Below are 18,520 nucleotides of genomic sequence, written 5' to 3' on the forward strand. Positions count from 1 at the left end.
GCGTCCGCGATAGCCCTTTTGGTCACAGGGTCATTCGACACGGCCATAAGAAATAAAGCCAATCGATTATCCTTGGCGTCACCATAGACCAGGCCTATCTTACGGCCATGCTTCCCACCCTGCGTCAGCTTCAGTATCTCAAGCTTCTGGCCGAATACGGCAGCTTCTCGCGCGCCGCCGAGGCCGCGCACGTCAGCCAGCCCGCCCTCAGCGCCGGGGTGCAGGAACTGGAGCGCATCCTGGGCGCCCCGGTGGTCGAGCGCGCACGCGGCGCCGTCATCATGACCGCCGTCGGCGCCGAGGCCGTGCGCCGGGCCGAGGACGTGCTGGCCCGCACCGAGGATCTGGTCGAGGCGGCCAAGAACGCCGGCCGCCTGCTGTCGGGTCGCTTCCGCCTGGGCGTCATCCCCACCGTCGCCCCCTTCCTGCTGCCCGCCAAACTGCCGTCGGTGAAGGCCGCCTATCCCAACCTGAAGCTGTTCATCCGCGAGGACCTGACGCCCCGTCTGATCGCCGCCCTGAAGGCCGGTCAGATCGACGCCGCCGTCATCGCCCTGCCCTATGAGGCGCCCGGCATCGAACACGCCCGCATCGGCGACGACGAGATCATGGCCGCCGCCCCCCATGACCACGCCCTGGCCGCGCCTGGACCCATCCGCCCCGGCGCGCTGCGGGCCGAGGACCTGATCCTGCTGGAAGACGGCCACTGCCTGCGCGACCATGCCCTGGCCGCCCTGGACATCGAGGCCCCGCGCGGCGACGACGTCTTCGCCGCCACCAGTCTGCACACCCTGGTCCAGATGGTCGGCTCAGGGCTCGGCGTCTCGTTCCTGCCGAAGATGGCGGTCCAGGCGGGCCTCGCTGACAACCCCTCCGTCGCCATCCGCGCTTTCGAGAACCAGGCCGACGGCGCGCCCCCTCACCGCGAGATCGTCGTCGCCTGGCGCGCCGGCTCCAGCCGCGCCGCCGAGGCCCGGCTGCTGGCCGAGGCCCTGACGCTGGACTGAAACTGGACCGACCCTGTTGACCTCGGCGCCGAACAGGCGGCTTGGGAAGCGCATGGCAACTGAAACCGTCTATATCGTCCAGGCCTATGTCCAGGGCCGGGGCAAGGCCCTCCGCGCCGAACAGCAGGTCGGCTGCAAGGACGTCGAGGAGGCGCGCCGCAAGGCCGAACGCCTGGCGCCGTTGCGTCTGGGCGTCGTCGCCTTCGCCGTCTCGGCCGACACCGAAATGGGCGACTACGACGAGGAGCCGACCATCATCTTCAAGTCCGGCCAGCTGCCGCCGCCCTTCAGCGACGCGGATTAAAAGCAGGGCAACCGCCCCGCCCAGCAGGCGTTCGTTTCCTTAGACAACGGATCGGCGCCGCCCCGGGCGTCCGACCGAAGCTTCAGGACGCCTCATGGCCTATCGCACCCTCAATCCCTTCACCGAACAGACGCTTCAGGAATACCCCGAACACTCGGACGACGCCGTCGAGGCGGCCCTAGCCAAGGCCGACGCCGTCTTCCGCTCCGACTGGTCCCAGGGCGACATCCAGCCGCGCCTCGCCGTGCTGAAGTCCCTATCGACCCTGCTGACCGAGAACCGCGACAGCCTGGCCCGCACCATCGCCGAGGAAATGGGCAAGCCCCTGGCCCAGGGCCAGGGCGAGATCGACCTGTGCACCGGCATCGCCGCCTACTATGCCGAAAAGGCCGCCGACTTCCTCAAACCCCAGAAGATCGACAGCGAGCTGGGCGAGGCCTGGGTCGAATTCCATCCCGTCGGCGTGCTTCTGGCGGTCGAGCCGTGGAACTTCCCCATCTATCAGCTGATCCGCGTCGTCGCCCCCGCCATCGCGGTCGGCAATCCGGTGCTCTACAAGCACGCCGGCATCGTGCCGCGCTGCGCCGCCCGCTTCGCCGAACTGGTCCAGGAAGCCGGAGCCCCTGAGGGCTTCGTCGCCAACCTCTACATCTCCTCGGACAAGGTCGCCGAACTGATCGGCGACGACCGCATCCAGGGCGTGGCCCTGACGGGTTCCGAGGGCGCCGGGGCCAAGGTCTCGGCCCGCGCATCGGAAATGCTGAAGAAGTCCACGCTGGAACTGGGCGGCAGCGACGTCTTCGTGGTGCTGGACGACGCCGATATCGAAAAGGCCATCGCGGCGGGCGTCGAGGGGCGGCTGTCCAACGCCGGCCAGGTCTGCACCGGCTCCAAGCGCTTCATCGTTCAGAAGTCCGTCGCCGACGCCTTCACCACCGGCTTCGTCGAGGGCATGAAGAGCGCCGTCATGGGCGACCCGCTGGACGAGGCCACCGTCCTGGGTCCGCTGTCATCCGAGGACGCGCTCAAGACCCTGACCAAACAGGTCGACGAGGCGGTTCAGCACGGCGCCAAGGCCGTCATCGGCGGCAAGCCCGCCGACCGCACCGGCTTCTTCTACGAGCCCACCGTCCTGACCGAGGTCGCCCGCGACAACCCGGCCTTCTACGAAGAATTCTTCGGCCCCGTGGCCCAGGTCTTCGTGGTCGAGGACGACGACGCCGTGGTGGCCCTGGCCAATGATTCGCGCTTCGGCCTGGGCGGGTCGATCTTCTCGAGCGACACGGCCCGCGCTCGCAAGCTGGCCTCGCGGATCGAGACCGGCATGGTCTTCATCAACACCACCACGACCTCCATGCCCGAACTGCCGTTCGGCGGCGTCAAACGCTCGGGCTTCGGCCGCGAGCTGGGCGATGTCGGCATCAAGGAGTTCGTGAACCGCAAGCTGGTGGTCGTCAGCGCCGGCTGATCCACCGCTTTCGGACAAGCAAAAGGGCCGGCGGATCGCTCCGCCGGCCCTCTTTTCATCTCAGCAGACCGCTGCCTATTCGGCGGCGATCGGCGCTTCGGTTTCCGGGCCGCGGGCCAGGTTGCGCAGCACGTAGGGCATGACGCCGCCGGCCAGCAGATAGTCCAGCTCGGTCTGGTTATCGATGCGGCAGCGGACCGGGAAGCGGGCCATCTTGCCGTCCGACGGACGGAACAGCTCGACCCACAGGTCCTGGCGAGGCTTCAGCTTGCCAATGTTGGCGTCGGACAGGCCGCGGATCGTGACGATCTCTTCGCCCGTCAGACCCAGCTTCAACCAGCCGTCTTGCTTGAACTGCAGCGGCACGACGCCCATTCCGACCAGGTTCGAACGGTGGATGCGCTCGAAGCTTTCGGCGATGACGGCGCGAACGCCCAGCAGACGCGTGCCCTTGGCCGCCCAGTCGCGCGACGAGCCGGTGCCGTATTCCTTGCCGGCGAAGACGACCAGCGGCCGGCCTTCCGACTGATACCGCATGGCGGCGTCATAGATCGACATGGTGTCGTTCGACGGGAAGTGTTTGGTCACGCCGCCTTCGATTTCCGGCGTGATGCGGTTCTTGATGCGGATGTTGGCGAAGGTGCCGCGCATCATGACTTCGTGGTTGCCGCGACGGGCGCCGTAGCTGTTGAACTCGGCCGCCTCGACGCCGTGGTTGGTCAGATAGACGCCGGCGGGCGAGGTCTTCTTGATCGAACCGGCCGGGCTGATGTGGTCGGTGGTGATGCTGTCGCCGAAGATGGCCAGGACGCGCGCTTCCACGATGTCCGTGACCGGGGTCAGGTCCATCGACAGGCCGTCGAAATAGGGCGGGTTGGCGACATAGGTGGAGCTGTCGTCCCACTCATAGGTCTGGCCGCCGGTGACCTTGATGGCCTGCCAGTGCTTGTCGCCCTTGAACACGTCCTTGTAGCGTTTGGCGAACATGGCCGGGGTGACCGACTTCTTCTGGATGTCGGCGATCTCTTGCGAGGTCGGCCAGACGTCCTTCAGGAAGACGTCCTTGCCCTTCTTGTCCTGGCCGATCGGATCCTTGGTGATGTCGATCCGCATCGAGCCGGCGATGGCGTAGGCCACGACCAGCGGCGGCGAGGCCAGATAGTTGGCCTGGACGTCCGGGTTCACCCGACCTTCGAAGTTGCGGTTGCCGGACAGGACGGAGGTGGCGACTAGGGCGTTGTCGTTGATCGCCTTGGAGATCGCCGGGTCCAGCGGGCCCGAGTTGCCGATGCAGGTGGTGCAGCCATAGCCGACCAGGTTGAAGCCCAGAGCGTCCAGGTCCTTCTGCAGGCCGGCGTCGGTCAGATAGTCGGTGACGACCTGAGATCCCGGCGCCAGCGAGGTCTTGACCCACGGCTTGGCCTTCAGGCCCAGAGCATTGGCCTTGCGCGCAACCAGACCGGCGGCGATCAGGACCGACGGGTTGGAGGTGTTGGTGCAAGAGGTGATGGCCGCGATGACCACGTCGCCGTCGCCGACGGTGAACTTCTGGCCATCGACGGACACGCGCTCGGCGTCGGTCGGGCGGCTGAAGACCTCGGCCAGGGCGGTTTCGAACGCCGGGGCGGCGGTGGTCAGTTCGACGCGGTCCTGCGGACGCTTGGGTCCGGCCAGCGACGGCACGACGGTCGAGATGTCCAGTTCCAGCACGTCGGTGAAGACCGGGTCTTCGCTCGTCTCGTCGATCCACAGGCCTTGGGCCTTGGCGTAGGCTTCGACCAGGGCGACGCGCGCCTTGTCGCGGCCCGTGGCGGTCAGATAGCCGATGGTGGCGGCCGAGACGGGGAAGAAGCCGCAGGTGGCGCCGTATTCCGGAGCCATGTTGGCGATGGTCGCCTGGTCCTCAATGGTCATGTTCGGCAGGGCGTCGCCGAAGAATTCCACGAACTTGCCGACCACGCCCTTCTTGCGCAGCATCTGGGTGACGGTCAGCACCAGGTCGGTCGCCGTCGTGCCTTCCGGCATGGCGCCGGTCAGCTTGAAGCCGATGACTTCCGGGATCAGCATCGGGATCGGTTGACCCAGCATGGCCGCCTCGGCCTCGATGCCGCCGACGCCCCAGCCCAGGACGGCCAGGCCGTTGATCATGGTGGTGTGGCTGTCGGTGCCGACGACGGTGTCGGGATAGGCGACGGTCTTCTTGCCTTCGTCCAGGGTCCAGACGGTCTGGGCCAGGTTCTCCAGGTTGACCTGGTGGCAGATGCCGGTGCCGGGGGGCACGACGCGGAAGTTGTTGAAGGCCGACGAACCCCAGCGCAGGAAGTTGTAGCGCTCGATGTTGCGCTCGTATTCGCGCTCGACGTTCTGGCCAAAGGCCTTGGACGTGCCGAAGTTGTCGACCATCACCGAGTGGTCGATGACCAGATCGACGGGCACCAGCGGGTTGATCTTGGCGGCGTCGGCGCCCAGGGCGCTCATGGCGTCGCGCATGGCGGCCAGGTCGACCACGGCGGGCACGCCGGTAAAGTCCTGCATCAGGACGCGGGCCGGACGGAAGGCGATCTCGTGCTCAACCGAGCCCTTGTTCTCGACCCAGGCGGCGACTGCGCGCAGGTCGGCTTCGGTGACGGACACGCCGTCCTCGTTGCGCAGCAGGTTCTCCAGCAGCACCTTCATCGAGCGCGGCAGGCGGGAAATCCCGGTCAGACCGGCTTCCTCGGCGGCGGGAAGGCTGTAATAGGCATATTTCTTACGCCCGACGGAAAGGTCCTGGCGGGTCTTGAAGCTGTCGTTCGACGGCATGGAGTCTTCCTCTGGTCAGCGCCGCCCGACAATCCGGTTGCGCCTTCGCGCGACAGACGCAGCGGCTCACAGGGCCCCTGCGCGCGCGGCGAAAGCCTGCTGCGGCGACCGTGCCTATAGCTCCACGGGATCGCACCGTCCATGTGTCCACACCCTCGACAGGGACATTGAGAAGGGTTCGCAGATTCCGCGAACTTGGCGGGGCCTAGATGATCCACACCCTCACCCTCTCGGACCTGACCGTCTCGCGCGGCGAGCGGCGGCTGTTCCACGGCCTCGACCTGACCCTGCGCGCCGGCGAGGTCCTGGCCCTGACGGGTGCGAACGGCGCGGGCAAGACCAGCCTGTTGCGGACCATCGCCGGCCTGTTGCGCCCTGACGCCGGAACGGTCGCCTTCAACGACGGCGACGGTAATCCGTTGGACGAACGGCAGGCGCGCGGACGCGAGGTCCATTTTCTCGGTCATCTGGACGGGCTGAAGGGCGGCCGCACGGCGCGCGAGGAGTTGGGCTTTCAGTGCGACTGGCTGGGCCACACCCAGTACGGCGTCGACCACGCCGTCGAGGCCTTCGGCCTGAAACCCCTGCTGGACCTGGAGGTCCGGCGTCTGTCCGCCGGCCAACGCCGCCGTCTGGCCATGGGTCGGCTGGTCGGATCGCCGCGCGCCCTGTGGCTGCTGGACGAACCGATGGCGCCGCTGGACGCCCGCTGGCGCGAGGCCTTCGCCGAACAGATGCAGCGCCATCTCGACGCGGACGGCCTGATCGTCGCCGCCGTCCACGACCCCCTGCCCCTGCCGACCCGCGCTCTTGATCTGGGGAGCCTGAAATGAGCCGCCGCGACGCCGATCAGGAACCGCGCCCGCCCGGCCTGCGCGGCGCCACGCGCGTTCTGCTGGAGCGCGAGCTGGACTTGGCGTGGGGCGGGGGCGGCGGGCCGCTGCTGGCCTGCGGCTTCTTCGCCTGTCTGACCGCCATCCTGCCGCTGGCGGCCGGCGGCGACCCGCGCACGCTCGGCCCCGTCGCGGGCGGCGTCGCCTGGCTGGCCCTGGCCCTGGCGTCCCTGTTGTCGCTGGAGCGGCTGTTCGAGCGCGACATGGAGGACGGCGGCCTGGACCTGCTGGCGCTCGGCCATCTGTCGTTGGAGCAAGTCGTGCTGATCAAGGCCCTGGCCCAGTGGATCGCCGTCGGCCTGCCGCTGGCCCTGACCGCCCCCATCGCCGCCCTGGCCCTGGGCCTGCCTGCGTCGCTGACGCCGCTCGTCGCCGTGACCGCCCTGATCGGCGGCGCGGGCTTCGCCTTCACCGGCGCGCTGGGCGCAGCCCTCGCGCTGGGCGCCAAACGCGGCGGCCTGCTGATCGCCGTGGTCGTCCTGCCTCTGTTCATCCCGCCCGTGGTCTTCGGCGCCGGCGCCCTGGAACGCGCCGGATCGGGGCAGCCCGTCGTCCCGGCCCTCGCCCTGCTGTGCGCCTATGTCCTCTTCGCCGCCGTCATCGCCCCCTTCGCCGGCGCGGCCGCCGTTCGGAACGCGCAAGGGTGAGCTTGCCCGCCGCCCATTCGTTGCGTAAGCGCTGAGCCGATGTTCGGCCTGTCCAATCCGCAACGCTTCATGGCCTTCACCGGCCCGTTGACGCCCGTTCTGTGGGGCCTCGCCGCCGTGCTGTTGGTTGTTGGCGCCTGGCTCAGCTTCTCTGTCCCGGCCGATTATCAGCAGGGCGACACGGTGCGGATCATGTTCGTCCACGTCCCCGCCGCCACCCTGGGCCTGGGGGCCTATGCGGCGCTGGGCGTCTCCAGCTTCTTCGCGCTGGTCTTCCGTCATGCCCTCGCCGACGCCGCCGCCCGCGCCGCCGCCCTGCCGGGCGCTGCCTTCACGGCCCTGGCCCTGTTCACCGGCTCGCTGTGGGGCCAGCCGATGTGGGGGACCTGGTGGGTGTGGGACGCGCGCCTGACCAGCGTGCTGGTGCTGTTTCTCTTCTACCTCGGCTATATGGCGCTCAGGGCCTCGATCGACGACGAGCAGAAGGCCGGGCGCGCCGCCGCCGTCCTCGGCCTCGTCGGCCTGATCAACCTGCCGATCGTCAAATTCTCGGTCGATTGGTGGAACACCCTGCATCAACCCGCCAGCTTCCTGACGCCCGGATCGTCGGGGCTGGACCCCGTCTATCTGCCGCCCTTCCTGACCATGCTGGCAGCCTACGGCGTGCTGTTCCTCGCCCTGTGGCTGACCGCCATCCGCACCGAGATCCGCCGTCGCCGCGTCATGACCCTGCGCGCCCGTTCGGCTCAAGAGGCCTAGATGCTCGACCTCGACATGACCCCATACGCCGCCTTCATCTGGCCCGCCTGGGGCGTCAGCGCCCTGGTCCTGACCGCCCTGACCGCCCGCGCCGTCATCGCCTCGCGCAAATGGAAGCGGGAACTGGCCAGACTAGAGGCGGCCGAGAACGAGACAGACGGCGCTCAAGTAGCGCGAAGCGCGGTAGCGCCAAAAAACACAGGGCAACGCCCGTGAACCGCTGGCTGGCCCTGATCCCGCTGGTCGTCCTCGCGGCGCTGGCGGCGCTGTTCGTCGGCTGGTCGCTGAAGCGCGATCCCGCCTTCAAGCCCGACGCCCTGGTCGGCCAGCCCATCCCCGAGACCGTCCTGCCCCTGCTGTCCGGCGACCAGGCGGGGCCGGGCAATCTGGACCTCAAGACCGCCGGCGTCGGTCGACCCATGCTGGTCAATGTCTTCGCCTCCTGGTGCGCGCCGTGCCGCATCGAACACCCCAAGCTTCTGGCGCTGAAGGCGCGCGGCGTCGCCGTCGTCGGCATCGCCTACAAGGACGAGCCGGTCGCGACCCGCGCCTTCCTGGACGAGCTGGGCGACCCCTATTCGATGGTTCTGGTGGATCGCGAGGGCCGCGCAGGCCTGGACCTGGGCATCTCCGGCGTGCCCGAGACCTTCGCCGTCGACGCCCTGGGTCGGATCACCGCCAAACAGTCCGGCCCCCTGCTGGACGACGCCGACATCGAGCGACTGGTCGCCTCCATGCAGGCCCCGCCACGCCCGGCGCCGCGTCCTCAGTAACAGTCCTGTCGGCGCGTTAACCCTTTTTCGAGGGTTTCCATTAACCATACCGATATGAGCGCGATTCGCACCGGCCTGCCGCTGAACATGCCCGCACCGGGCCTCGACCTGCCGAGCGCGCGCAACGCCCAGGCGGCCTTCTTCCGTGCAGCGATGGACCAGACTGCCGTCCCAAAGGCCTCCGCGCCCGCCGCCGCCGTCATGTCCACGATCCGCACCGCCAACCCGGCCCGGCCCGCCGAAGCCCCCGCTGCGGCGCCTCAGCGTGAAGAGCCCCGCATCATGCGCCCCGGCTCCTACCTCGACATCCGGGTCTGATCACTTCCAGCCGCGGCTGGCGATATATTGCTGCAGCATGTCGATCCGCGTCGCGTCGGACGGGCGGGTCGAGGCGAACTGCGGCGTCTGGGTCTGGCGCTGCGCCGCCATCAACCGCCACAGCGCGACGGCCTCAGACGGCTTGAACCCCGCCCCCGCCATATAGTCGACGCCCAGCCGGTCGGCCTCCAGCTCGTCGCGACGCGAATAGGGCAGCAGCAGGCCATACTGAGCCGCCAGACCGCCATAGGCGCTCACTGCATCCCATACCGCCCGGCCGCCCCGCCCACGGACGCCAGACCGCCGTCGGCCGCAAGCAGGCCGGCGCTGCCGTTTCCGTAAATGTTAACGTAGGTATTATTCAGGGTCAGGCCGCTCTCAGCGCCCGAGGCGATCGCGCCGGCAGCGTCATCGCCATTGCTGTACGTACTCAGGTCGTTGAGGGTGATCGAGCCGCCGGCGTCCGCGAACACGGCGGAGGCCCCCGCGCCGTAGGTCGTGACGCTGTGCGGGTAAGGGTGATCGTTCCACCCCCCGACGCATAGGCTCCGTGCGCCTTGTCCTGCGCCAAGAGGCGCACCTAGGCAAACACTTTCGTCCGCTGGCAAGAAGGCAACAGATGCGCACGAAATGTCTGAGGTGCGCCAGCACCGGATATTGAGCGAGCTTCGAGGGGCCGCATCTTTGCGACAATAGTCCTATGCCGTCCGGGGCCGCGACATCGCCGCAGCCCCGATAGCATCACCAGCCGTACTTCATGCCGATCTGGGCGCCGTGGCTGGTGCTGGCGTCGCCGAGGGCGCCGCGATAACCGAGGCTGAGCATCAGGCGGTCGCTCAGCGACCACTCGGTCCCCAGGTCCAGGTTGATCGCGTTCCGTGACCAGGCGTTCAGCGGGACCAGATAGGTCGGGCTGGTCGTCCAGTCGGCGTAGCGAACGCCCTGGGCGCCGATGTCCTCCAGCTCGTGCGACCACTCCACGCGCGCGGTCGGCCGGAACTGGCCGTAGCGACGGCTGTCCAGCGTCCAGCGCCAGGAGGCGCCGAGGTTGGCCGACAGGCTCTTCTGCTCGATCTCATCCCAGTTCAGGGCGGACAGGCCGCCGCCGGTCTCGGTGAAGCCGTCCAGCGTGATGTCGCGGGCGTCCAGTCGCGCATAGAAGTCGCTGGTCACTCGCTCGCCGCGCAGGACCCGGCCAAAGGCGGCCGAGGCGAAGCGCACGTCGCCGGACCGGTCGCCGTCGGCATAGCCGTCGGCCTGACCGGCCAGACCCTCGACCCAGCGCCGGGACGTGAAGTCCAGGTTGGCCAGGCCGAGCACGCCGTCGACATAGAAGGCCTCGGCCGGGCGCCAGCTGGCGTAGAGGGCGCCGGTGACCGCCTTGCCGTTGGTGACCGAGCCGTTGTCGCCGATCCGGGTCTTGTCCTCGCCATAGCCGACGCCGCCGCCGACGATCAGCTGATCCGAGACCTTGACGTCCAGACCCAGGGTCGCGCCCTGCGTGGTGAAGCGGCTGTCGCGCTGGCCCGTCGCATCCTGACGACCCCAGTCGACCGAGCCGGAGGTCCACAGGCCGATGGAAGCCCCTTCACGGGCCGTCGGTTGAGCAGACGCCGCGTTCAGACGCTCATCGCCTGCCGCCGCCGGAGCTGCGGCCTGGGTCCGCCCGGCCCAGAGGTCGAGGCCCAGCATCTCGCGGTCGCGATCGCCGCCCAGAGCGCCGGGGTCGAGGCTGCGGTCCTGACCCAGTTGACGGCGCAGGGCCTGCTGCGGATCGCGATCCGCCTCGGCGCCGCCCAGCCCCAGGTTGAGGCTCAGCCCATTGGACGAGCCATTGGTCCCGTCGTGCAGATCGCGCAGTCGCTGCTGGAAGTTGTTGATCTGGGCGTCGGCGAAGCGACGGGCCGAGGTGACCTGGCTGGTCGCCACACCTCTCACCTCGGGATCCAGCGACGGATCCGGGCGCGCCTCGACCGTGACGGTCAGGGTGCTGTTGGTCGTGCCGGACGCGTTGCTCAAGCTGTAGGTCACCACCGCCTCGCCGGAGAAGTCGCCGGTCGAGACGAAGGTCAGATCATAGTCAGCGCCGGCCTTGTTGATGGTCGCCTCACCCGCCGTCGCCGGGGCCATGGAGACCACGGCGGCGCCGGTGAAGGGACCGCCAGCGACGTCGCCGAGACGGACCGTCACCGGCACGCCCTGCAGGGTCTGGGCGACCAGGGCCTCTGATCCGGGCATGGCGTTGGCGGTCAGCGACACCCGGCCCGCCGCCGAGGGGCCGAAGGGCAGATCGACGACATAGTCGAACGTCGTCGTCCCGCCGTTGGCGCCCGGCGTGAAGACCAGGCTCAGCCCGTTCACCGTCGCCGTGCCGAAGCCCGGCGGACTGGTGACGCGAAGGGCCTGGAACGGCCCGCCGACCAGACCCGTGGTCGGGTTGAACGTCACCGAAGCGCCCGCGAGCACAGCGCCCGACAGATCCGGCGCCTTGCCCGCCACCTGGAAGGTGAAGGTCACGGGGGCGGATTCGCCCCCCGGCCCATAGGCCACCAGGGTGACGGTGTCCTCGCCCATGAAGTTGGCTGCGGGCGTGTAGACTAGGCGATAGGTCGGCGCCGCCTTCGGGCTGACTGATCCCGTCGCTTGCGCGCGCGCCGCCGCCGCGCCGTCGACAATCTCCGCTGTGCCGAACCGGCTGACAGCCGTGATGCGATAGCCGTCGATCATGCCCTGGCTAGCGGCGTCGAGCGCGACTGAGGTCGATCCACCGCCCGAAGAGGGAGGAACGACGACCGGATCCGTCGGTTGTTCAACGACCGGCGCTGGCGGCGCCGCCACCGTCACCTTCACCGTCGCCACAGTCGAGGTCCCGCCAGGACCTGTCGCGGTATAGGCGAAGCTGTCTGGGCCGAAATAGCCGGTCGCCGGCGTATAGGTGACCACGTCGCCCGACACGCTGGTCGTGCCGTGCGTCGGCGAAGTCGCCACCGCCAGGCTGGTGTGAACTCCAGTGATAGAGGCGCTCAGATCAATCGCCGTCGGGGTGTTATAGGCCGCGGCTGCCGAAGCCGCCGCCACTGTCGGCGCCCCCGGCGTCCCCACCGTCACCGTCACCGTCGCCGAACCCGAGGTCCCGCCGGGGCCTGTGGCGGTATAGGCGAAGCTGTCCGGGCCGAAATAGCCAGTCGCTGGCGTATAGGTGACCACGTCGCCCGACACGCTGGTCGCGCCGTGCGTCGGCGCAGTCGCCACCGCCAGGCTGGTGTGAACTCCAGTGATAGAGGCGCTCAGATCAATCGTCGTCGGGGTGTTGAACGCCGCAGCTGTCGAAACCGCCGCAACTGTCGGCGCCCCCGGCGTCGCCACCGTCAGCGTCACCGTCGCCGCAGCCGAGGTCCCGCCGGGACCCGTCGCCGAATAGGTGAAGCTATCGGCGCCGAAGTAGCCGGCGGCCGGGACGTAGGTCGCCGTGGTCCCTGCGATCGTCGCCGTCCCATGGGCGGGGGGCGTCGCGACCGCCAGCGTCGTGTAGACGCCGCTCGCCGGCAGCGGGATCGCCTGACCCGTCGAGTCGTAGGCCACAGCCGCTGAAGCCGCCGCTGCCGTCGGTGCAGGCGGCGTTTCCAGCGTAAACGTCACCGTCGCCGGGGCCGAGTTCCCGCCCGGACCTGTCGCCCTGTAGGTGAAGCTGTCCGTGCCGATAGCGTCGACCGCAGGCCTATAAACGCCCGTCCCGTCAGCGTTCAAGGTCAGTGAACCTTTGGCTGGCCCTGTCACCAATTCTACGCTCGTGTACTCGCCGCTGACCCCGCTGCTCACGTCAAAGCTGGTCGTGGTGTCGTAGGCCACGTTCTGCGTCAGGTTCTGCGCCGTCGGCGCAGGCGGCGCCACCACCGTCACATTCACCCTCGCCGGTGCCGAGGTCCCGCCTGGCCCGGTCGCCGTGTACTCGAAGCTGTCCGGGCCGAAATAGCCGACTGTGGGAGTATAACTTACAATCGTCCCGCTGGCCGTGGCCGTCCCGTAAACTGCAGCCGTCGAGACTGCCACACTTGTAGTAAGTCCACCGGAGAGGTTCAGCCAAATGGGGTTGGCGCTCGAGCCGAAAGCCACCGCTGCAGATAACGTTCCCGCAGTCGGCGCGGCCAGATAGGTGAACTGATCAGCTGCCGAGGTCGCGCTGGTCCCGCCCGCCGTGGTCACGCGAACATCAACCGTCCCGCTTCCGGCCGGGGCTATCGCCGTAATCTGCGTGGCGGCATTTACCGTGAAGCCCGTCGCCGCCGTTGCGCCGAAGGTCACCGCCGTCGCGCTAGAGAAGCCCGTTCCGGTGATGGTCACCGTCGTGCCGCCCGTGGACGGACCTGCCGTCGGCGAGATCGAGGTCACCGTCGGCGCACCGACATAGGTGAACTGATCGGCGGCCGAGGTCGCGCTGGTTCCGCCCGTCGTGGTCACGCGGATATCCACCGTCCCCGTACCGGCCGGGGCGGTCGCCGTGATCTGCGTCGCGCTGTTGACCGTAACGCCGCTAGCCGCCGTCCCTCCGAAGGTCACCGCCGTCACCCCCGAGAAGTTCGTCCCGGTGATCGTCACCGTCGTGCCGCCCGTGGACGGGCCTGCCGTCGGCGAGATCGATGTCACCGTCGGCCCCGCCAGATAGGTGAACTGGTCCGCCGCCGAGGTCGCGCTGGTCCCGCCCGCCGTGGTCACGCGAACATCAACCGTCCCGCTTCCGGCCGGGGCTATCGCCGTAATCTGCGTGGCGGCATTTACCGTGAAGCCCGTCGCCGCCGTTGCGCCGAAGGTCACCGCCGTCGCGCTAGAGAAGCCCGTTCCGGTGATGATCACCGTCGTGCCGCCCGTGGCCGGACCTGCCGTCGGCCAGATCGAGGTCACCGTCGGTGCACCGACATAGGTGAACTGATCGGTGGCCGAGGTCGCGCTGGTTCCGCCCGTCGTGGTCACGCGGATATCCACCGTCCCCGTACCGGCCGGGGCGGTCGCCGTGATCTGCGTCGCGCTGTTGACCGTAAAGCCGCTCGCCGCCATAGCGCCGAAAGTCACCGCCGTCGCACCGGAGAAGCCCGTGCCGGTGATGGTCACCGTCGTGCCGCCCGTGGACGGACCTGCCGTTGGCGAGATCGAGGTCACCGTCGGCGCACCGACATAGGTGAACTGATCGGCAGCCGAGGTCGCGCTGGTCCCGCCCGCCGTGGTCACGCGAACATCAACCGTCCCGCTTCCGGCCGGGGCTATCGCCGTAATCTGCGTGGCGGCATTTACCGTGAAGCCCGTCGCCGCCGTTGCGCCGAAGGTCACCGCCGTCGCGCTAGAGAAGCCCGTGCCGGTGATGGTCACCGTCGTGCCGCCCGTGGACGGACCTGCCGTCGGCGAGAGCGATGTCACCGTCGGCGCGGCGAGATAGGTATACTGGCTCGACGGGTTGTCGGGGCTGACGACCCCCTTGGCGGTGATGGTGATATTGGTGCTTCCTGCCGTATTGGCGGGCGCCACAGCTGTGATCCGGTTGTTGTTGTCGACCGTGTAGCTGACCGCATTTGTTCCGCCGAAGCGAACGCCGCCCCCCCCCGTGACGCCGTTGAAATCGTAGCCGGTAATCACAACACTGTTCCCGCCCGCCGTCGGCCCCGCCGCCGGCATGACCCCACTAATCAACGGCTGGATGTCATCGTTGCGGATCGTCCCGAGGCCCTGAGGCCTATCAATCGTGGCGTTGGTCGCACCACTTAGAGTGAGTATGAAGAGTTCATCGGGTTCGACCTTGAGATCGCCGTTGACGGGGACGATCACATGCTGCGTCGTTATCATCGGGGCGAAGGTCAGGGTGCCGCTGATCGCGACATAGTCATCCCCCGTCGTCGCCGTCATGTCGGAAGTGGCGTAATTGACCGTGACCGTGTTGAGTGCGCCCACCGACAGGCTGACGGTGAAGACGAAATTGGCGGCGCCCGAATCGCCTTCGACCTTGTCTACGCTGTCGATCGACAGCGACGGCGTCTGGGCCATCGCCAGCGAGGGCGCGACGAAGACCGCCAGAACGACCAACAGCAGCACGCTCGCCGCCTGCCGGGCCTTCGCCATCAGCGAATGCACAACGGCCGTCATGCGGCCTGACGGCCGCTGGATCTTCGACATAGGTAGTCCCCCGGTGCAAACGCCTGTTCGCGAACGTCAGCCTTCGAAGGCTTAGTGAACGGTAGTCATTTACTCGACGTAAACAGCATGTCGCCTGAGCGATTGCAACTGAGGATTGTATCGCGATCCCCGCGCTTGATCGATGGCTCGTTTGAATCCAGCAGCGATGCCCAGGTGTGGAGCGCCATCCTGCCCTTTACCCACTACCTGCGGCTGCAGGACGAGCAGATGGTTCTGGGCTCCGACCTCGCCACCTCGCTGGGACCGCTGCTGATCCTGCTGGCCGTCGCCGCCGGAACCTACGCCCTGTCGGTCCCGCTGGCCCATCGACGCGCCAAGCGCATTCCCAAGCCGGAAGACCTCAGCCTGTCCCTGCCCACACGCAGCTTCGGCGGCGCCTTCGTCGAGACCTTTGCGGGCATCTTCAAGCACCGCCTCCTGTCCAGCACCATCCTGTTGGCCGTGGTCGCCTACGCCTTCTACTACCCCATGGCCTATGTCGGTCAGACGCCGGTCAAACTGCCCGTCGCGGTCGTCGATCAGGACCATTCGGCGCTCAGTCGACGGCTGGTGCAGGAGATGAACGCCACCCGCGCGCTGGACGCCTCGGTCGTCACCGCCTCGCCTTCTGAGGCCGAACGGAAGCTGCGCAACGGCGAGGTAGACGCCGTCATGCTCATCCCCGAACGGTTCGAGTCGTCGCTGATCCACGGCGACGCCAAGGGAGTCGGCCTCTATCTGAACGGGGCCTATCTGGTTCGCGCCACCGCCATGGGCAAGGCGTTGGGCGGGGCTGCGGCCGCCGCCGCCGAACAGGTTCTGACGCCCGTGATCGAGGCCACCCATCTGCTGGAGCGTGCTCCAGCGGTGGTGCAGCGCCCGCTCTACAACACCACGGACGGCTACGGCAGCTACGCGGTCCCGGCGGTCAGCGCCATCATCCTGCAACAGACCCTGCTGCTGGGCGCCGCCCTGTTCGCCGGCCTGCGGCGGGAGACGGGCGCGCAGCCGCTCTCGACCCGCAGCTTCCTCGGCCTGTGGGCCGCCCTGACCCTGAGGAGACGGGCGCGCAGCCGCTCTCGACCCGCAGCTTCCTCGGCCTGTGGGCCGCCCTGACCCTGATCGGCAGCCTCGCCAGCCTCTTCTACTTCGGCTTCGTCTTCTGGTTTCAGGACTATCCGCGCATGGGCGACCTGCTGGGCCTCAGCATCGCCGTGCCCATCTTCGCCGCCAGCGTCTCAGCCCTGGGCCTGGCCATCGGTAGCCTGTTCGACCGACACGAGCGGGCGGGGCAGATTCTGGTCGGAACCTCGGCGCCGCTTTTCTTCCTCGGCGGCGCGGCCTGGCCGCTGTTCCTGATGCCCGAGCCTCTGGCCTGGCTCGCTCGCCTGTCTTCCTCGACCTCGGCCATCCAGGCCTTCGTCAAGCTGAACGCCGCAGGCGCGACCCTTAGCGAGGTGGGACCCGAACTTTTGACCCTGACCGCGCTGATAGTGTTCTGGGGCGCCGCAGCCTGGTTCCGGCAAAGGCGCCCCTAGATGAACCTCTGCACTCGGCCTGTATGGCCTTGAGGGCAGATCAATATCCGCCCGATGATGTCCCGGTCAGATCCTCAAAGCACCACCTAGGCAGTCAGGTTTTCTATTACAGGCTCTTTCGAGGCGCGCGCAAAATCAGCCGAACTCAATGGAGCTACGACGTGGTCGTATATGCTGCGACATTTTTCGCTTCCCACTGCTTCCCATTTGCTTCCCAGAGCGTGGCTAGGGTGACTGGGAAGCAGTTTGGGACCCCGGAGGGGAAGGCTAACTGCTTGTCTACCTTGATCTCGACTTGGAGCGGGCGAAGAGATTCGAACTCTCGACCCCAACCTTGGCAAGGTTGTGCTCTACCACTGAGCTACGCCCGCACTCCGTAGGAGCTAGGTGCGCTCCCCGTCGAGGAGGGGGCGTATAGCGGAGGGTTGATCGGTCCCGCAAGAGGTTTTTTGCGGCTATCGCGCTTCGCGCTGCTTGAGCCGGAATATTGCCGCCGGAACACTCCCGCTGCTCGCCGCCAGAGCGCCTTCGCGCTCAAGCAGCGAGCCTCGTCATTCCCGCGAAGGCGGGAACGCGTCGCGAGGGTAGCGCCCTTCCGCGCGTCAGCGCGGCGCCAGCCTGATGGCCCCGTCCAGACGGATGCATTCGCCGTTGATGTAGACGTTGCGCGCCAGTTCCAGCACCAGCGACGCATAGTCGGCGGGCGTGCCCAGGCGGCTGGGGAAGGGGATGGCGGCGGCCAGGGCGTCCTGAATCTTCTGGTCCATGCCGGCCATCATCGGGGTCCACATGATGCCGGGCAGGATGGTGTTGCAGCGCACCCCTTCCTGGGCCAAGTCGCGGGCGATCGGCAGGGTCATGGCGTAGACGCCGCCCTTGGACGCCGAATAGGCCGCCTGGCCGATCTGGCCGTCCTGGGCCGCCACGGAGGCCGTATTGACGATCAGGCCGCGCTCGCCGTCCGCCATCGGCTCCAGCGTGATCATGCCGGCCGCCGATTGCGACAGGACCCGGAAGGTGCCGAACAGATTGACGCGCACGGTGCGCTCGAACGCCGCCATGTCGTGGGCGCGGATCTCGCCGGTGTCCTTTTTGCGCGACACGGTCTTCTGGCCCGTGGCGATGCCGGCGCAGTTGACGGTCAGACGCTCCTGGCCATGGGCAGCGCGGGCCTTTTCGAAGGCTGAGGCGACCGAGGCGTCGTCCGTCACGTCCACCTGACAGAAGACGCCGCCGATTTCCTTGGCGATTTCCTCGCCGCGTTCGGCGTTCAGGTCGAACAGGGCGACCCGTGCGCCCGTCGCCGCGATGGCCCGGGCCGTGCCTTCACCGAGACCGGAGGCGCCTCCGGTGACCACTGCGGCGATGCTGCTGTCGAGTTTCATCCCGTTCGTTCCTATGTTTGTTTGAACCTGAGTTTCGATTGAGGATTTAGCCGCCATGACCGGCAAAGCCAAACCCATCTCGCCCGACGACGCCCTGGATCCCAGGAAGGCGCTCGTGCCTGCGGTGGTGAAGGTCAACGAGACACGGGTAACGCGCGGCTTCTGGCCCAAGATCACCCGCACGGCGGCGCGTATCCCCTTCGCCGATCAGGCCCTGGCGGCCTGGTACGCCGCGCGGGATCCCGCGACGCCCCTGGCGGCCAAGGGCATGATCTTCGCCGGTCTGGCCTATTTCGTCATGCCGATCGACGCGATCCCCGACATCTTCGCCGGCATCGGCTTCACCGACGACGCGGCGGTGATCACCGCCCTGCTGGCCACCGTCGGCGCCAATATCAAACGCCGCCACCGCGACCAGGCCGAGGACGCGGTCAAACGGCTGAAGGCGAAGTGACGATCACCTCGCT

General features: G+C 68.0%; 17 protein-coding genes and 1 tRNA gene. 12 read left to right on the forward strand and 6 right to left on the reverse strand.

Annotated features, from left to right (window positions below):
- The first annotated feature begins 107 nt into the window (after positions 1-107).
- The 3 genes from ACZZZD_RS09605 (at position 108) to ACZZZD_RS09615 (ending at position 2,779) form a co-directional block, all read left to right on the forward strand.
- Positions 108-1,007, forward strand: a complete 900-nt coding sequence (locus tag ACZZZD_RS09605; protein WP_463434590.1) for a hydrogen peroxide-inducible genes activator — start codon at positions 108-110, stop codon at positions 1,005-1,007.
- 52 nt (positions 1,008-1,059) lie between these two features.
- Entirely contained in the window at positions 1,060-1,311 is a 252-nt protein-coding gene (locus tag ACZZZD_RS09610; RefSeq protein ID WP_463434592.1) for a hypothetical protein, read from the forward strand.
- A gap of 94 nt (positions 1,312-1,405) precedes the next feature.
- Positions 1,406-2,779: an NAD-dependent succinate-semialdehyde dehydrogenase gene (locus ACZZZD_RS09615; RefSeq protein WP_463434594.1), complete on the forward strand. Its 1,374-nt coding sequence runs from the start codon at positions 1,406-1,408 to the stop codon at positions 2,777-2,779.
- A gap of 75 nt (positions 2,780-2,854) precedes the next feature.
- Here ACZZZD_RS09615 and acnA read toward each other — a convergent pair whose 3' ends face one another.
- On the reverse strand, positions 2,855-5,581 hold the full coding sequence (gene acnA, locus ACZZZD_RS09620; protein WP_463434596.1) for an aconitate hydratase AcnA: 2,727 nt from the start codon (positions 5,579-5,581) through the stop codon (positions 2,855-2,857).
- Positions 5,582-5,790: 209 nt separating this feature from the next.
- On the opposite strand from acnA, the gene ccmA reads away from it, so the two are divergent.
- From ccmA to ACZZZD_RS09650, 6 genes are read left to right on the forward strand one after another with little or no spacing between them, the layout of a single operon-like run.
- On the forward strand, positions 5,791-6,414 hold the full coding sequence (gene ccmA, locus ACZZZD_RS09625; protein ID WP_463434598.1) for a heme ABC exporter ATP-binding protein CcmA: 624 nt from the start codon (positions 5,791-5,793) through the stop codon (positions 6,412-6,414).
- A complete protein-coding gene (ccmB, locus tag ACZZZD_RS09630; RefSeq protein WP_463434600.1) occupies positions 6,411-7,121 on the forward strand; it encodes a heme exporter protein CcmB in 711 nt (236 codons plus the stop codon). Before ccmA ends, ccmB begins: the two co-directional genes overlap by 4 nt.
- Before the next feature lie 39 nt (positions 7,122-7,160).
- Positions 7,161-7,880, forward strand: a complete 720-nt coding sequence (locus ACZZZD_RS09635; protein ID WP_463434602.1) for a heme ABC transporter permease — start codon at positions 7,161-7,163, stop codon at positions 7,878-7,880.
- Positions 7,881-8,096, forward strand: a complete 216-nt coding sequence (gene ccmD, locus ACZZZD_RS09640; RefSeq protein WP_463434604.1) for a heme exporter protein CcmD — start codon at positions 7,881-7,883, stop codon at positions 8,094-8,096.
- Complete coding sequence (locus tag ACZZZD_RS09645) at positions 8,093-8,653, forward strand: DsbE family thiol:disulfide interchange protein (protein WP_463434606.1); 561 nt, start codon at positions 8,093-8,095, stop codon at positions 8,651-8,653. The genes ccmD and ACZZZD_RS09645 overlap by 4 nt, the downstream gene beginning before the upstream one ends.
- A 54-nt stretch (positions 8,654-8,707) precedes the next feature.
- Complete coding sequence (locus ACZZZD_RS09650) at positions 8,708-8,971, forward strand: hypothetical protein (protein ID WP_463434608.1); 264 nt, start codon at positions 8,708-8,710, stop codon at positions 8,969-8,971.
- Here ACZZZD_RS09650 and ACZZZD_RS09655 read toward each other — a convergent pair whose 3' ends face one another.
- The 3 genes from ACZZZD_RS09655 to ACZZZD_RS09665 form a co-directional block, all read right to left on the reverse strand.
- Positions 8,972-9,229 carry a M48 family metalloprotease gene (locus tag ACZZZD_RS09655; protein WP_463434610.1) on the reverse strand — a complete coding sequence of 86 codons (258 nt, stop codon included), beginning with the start codon at positions 9,227-9,229 and terminating at the stop codon, positions 8,972-8,974. It abuts the gene before it with no gap.
- Entirely contained in the window at positions 9,226-9,444 is a 219-nt protein-coding gene (locus tag ACZZZD_RS09660) for a hypothetical protein (protein ID WP_463434612.1), read from the reverse strand. The genes ACZZZD_RS09655 and ACZZZD_RS09660 overlap by 4 nt, the downstream gene beginning before the upstream one ends.
- A gap of 268 nt (positions 9,445-9,712) precedes the next feature.
- On the reverse strand, positions 9,713-15,130 hold the full coding sequence (locus tag ACZZZD_RS09665; protein ID WP_463434614.1) for an IPT/TIG domain-containing protein: 5,418 nt from the start codon (positions 15,128-15,130) through the stop codon (positions 9,713-9,715).
- 135 nt (positions 15,131-15,265) lie between these two features.
- Here ACZZZD_RS09665 and ACZZZD_RS09670 point away from each other — a divergent pair, with 135 nt between their 5' ends.
- Complete coding sequence (locus ACZZZD_RS09670; protein WP_463434616.1) at positions 15,266-16,246, forward strand: ABC transporter permease; 981 nt, start codon at positions 15,266-15,268, stop codon at positions 16,244-16,246.
- Positions 16,168-16,668 (forward strand): ABC transporter permease, encoded by a 501-nt coding sequence (locus ACZZZD_RS09675; RefSeq protein WP_463434618.1) that lies wholly within the window; start codon positions 16,168-16,170, stop codon positions 16,666-16,668. The genes ACZZZD_RS09670 and ACZZZD_RS09675 overlap by 79 nt, the downstream gene beginning before the upstream one ends.
- 296 nt (positions 16,669-16,964) lie before the next feature.
- On the opposite strand, the gene ACZZZD_RS09680 is transcribed toward ACZZZD_RS09675, so the two are convergent.
- Positions 16,965-17,039, reverse strand: a tRNA-Gly gene (locus ACZZZD_RS09680).
- A gap of 231 nt (positions 17,040-17,270) precedes the next feature.
- On the reverse strand, positions 17,271-18,053 hold the full coding sequence (locus ACZZZD_RS09685) for an SDR family NAD(P)-dependent oxidoreductase (RefSeq protein ID WP_463434620.1): 783 nt from the start codon (positions 18,051-18,053) through the stop codon (positions 17,271-17,273).
- 55 nt (positions 18,054-18,108) lie between these two features.
- On the opposite strand from ACZZZD_RS09685, the gene ACZZZD_RS09690 reads away from it, so the two are divergent.
- The gene (locus ACZZZD_RS09690; protein WP_463434622.1) at positions 18,109-18,507 is read left to right on the forward strand and encodes a YkvA family protein; all 399 of its coding nucleotides are present in this window, start codon (positions 18,109-18,111) and stop codon (positions 18,505-18,507) included.
- The last annotated feature ends 13 nt before the right edge of the window (positions 18,508-18,520 follow it).

It is taken from the genome of Brevundimonas sp. AC546, assembly GCF_979258305.1.

What these genes read in the sequence shown, in the direction of transcription:
- ACZZZD_RS09635 (WP_463434602.1), top strand. Translation starts at nt 7,161, where the DNA reads ATGTTCGGCCTGTCCAATCCGCAACGCTTCATGGCCTTCACCGGCCCG.
- ACZZZD_RS09690 (WP_463434622.1), top strand. Translation starts at nt 18,109, where the DNA reads ATGACCGGCAAAGCCAAACCCATCTCGCCCGACGACGCCCTGGATCCC.
- ACZZZD_RS09665 (WP_463434614.1), bottom strand. Translation starts at nt 15,130, where the DNA reads ATGTCGAAGATCCAGCGGCCGTCAGGCCGCATGACGGCCGTTGTGCAT.
- ccmA (WP_463434598.1), top strand. Translation starts at nt 5,791, where the DNA reads ATGATCCACACCCTCACCCTCTCGGACCTGACCGTCTCGCGCGGCGAG.
- ACZZZD_RS09615 (WP_463434594.1), top strand. Translation starts at nt 1,406, where the DNA reads ATGGCCTATCGCACCCTCAATCCCTTCACCGAACAGACGCTTCAGGAA.
- ACZZZD_RS09610 (WP_463434592.1), top strand. Translation starts at nt 1,060, where the DNA reads ATGGCAACTGAAACCGTCTATATCGTCCAGGCCTATGTCCAGGGCCGG.
- acnA (WP_463434596.1), bottom strand. Translation starts at nt 5,581, where the DNA reads ATGCCGTCGAACGACAGCTTCAAGACCCGCCAGGACCTTTCCGTCGGG.
- ccmD (WP_463434604.1), top strand. Translation starts at nt 7,881, where the DNA reads ATGCTCGACCTCGACATGACCCCATACGCCGCCTTCATCTGGCCCGCC.
- ACZZZD_RS09650 (WP_463434608.1), top strand. Translation starts at nt 8,708, where the DNA reads ATGAGCGCGATTCGCACCGGCCTGCCGCTGAACATGCCCGCACCGGGC.
- ACZZZD_RS09685 (WP_463434620.1), bottom strand. Translation starts at nt 18,053, where the DNA reads ATGAAACTCGACAGCAGCATCGCCGCAGTGGTCACCGGAGGCGCCTCC.
- ACZZZD_RS09605 (WP_463434590.1), top strand. Translation starts at nt 108, where the DNA reads ATGCTTCCCACCCTGCGTCAGCTTCAGTATCTCAAGCTTCTGGCCGAA.
- ccmB (WP_463434600.1), top strand. Translation starts at nt 6,411, where the DNA reads ATGAGCCGCCGCGACGCCGATCAGGAACCGCGCCCGCCCGGCCTGCGC.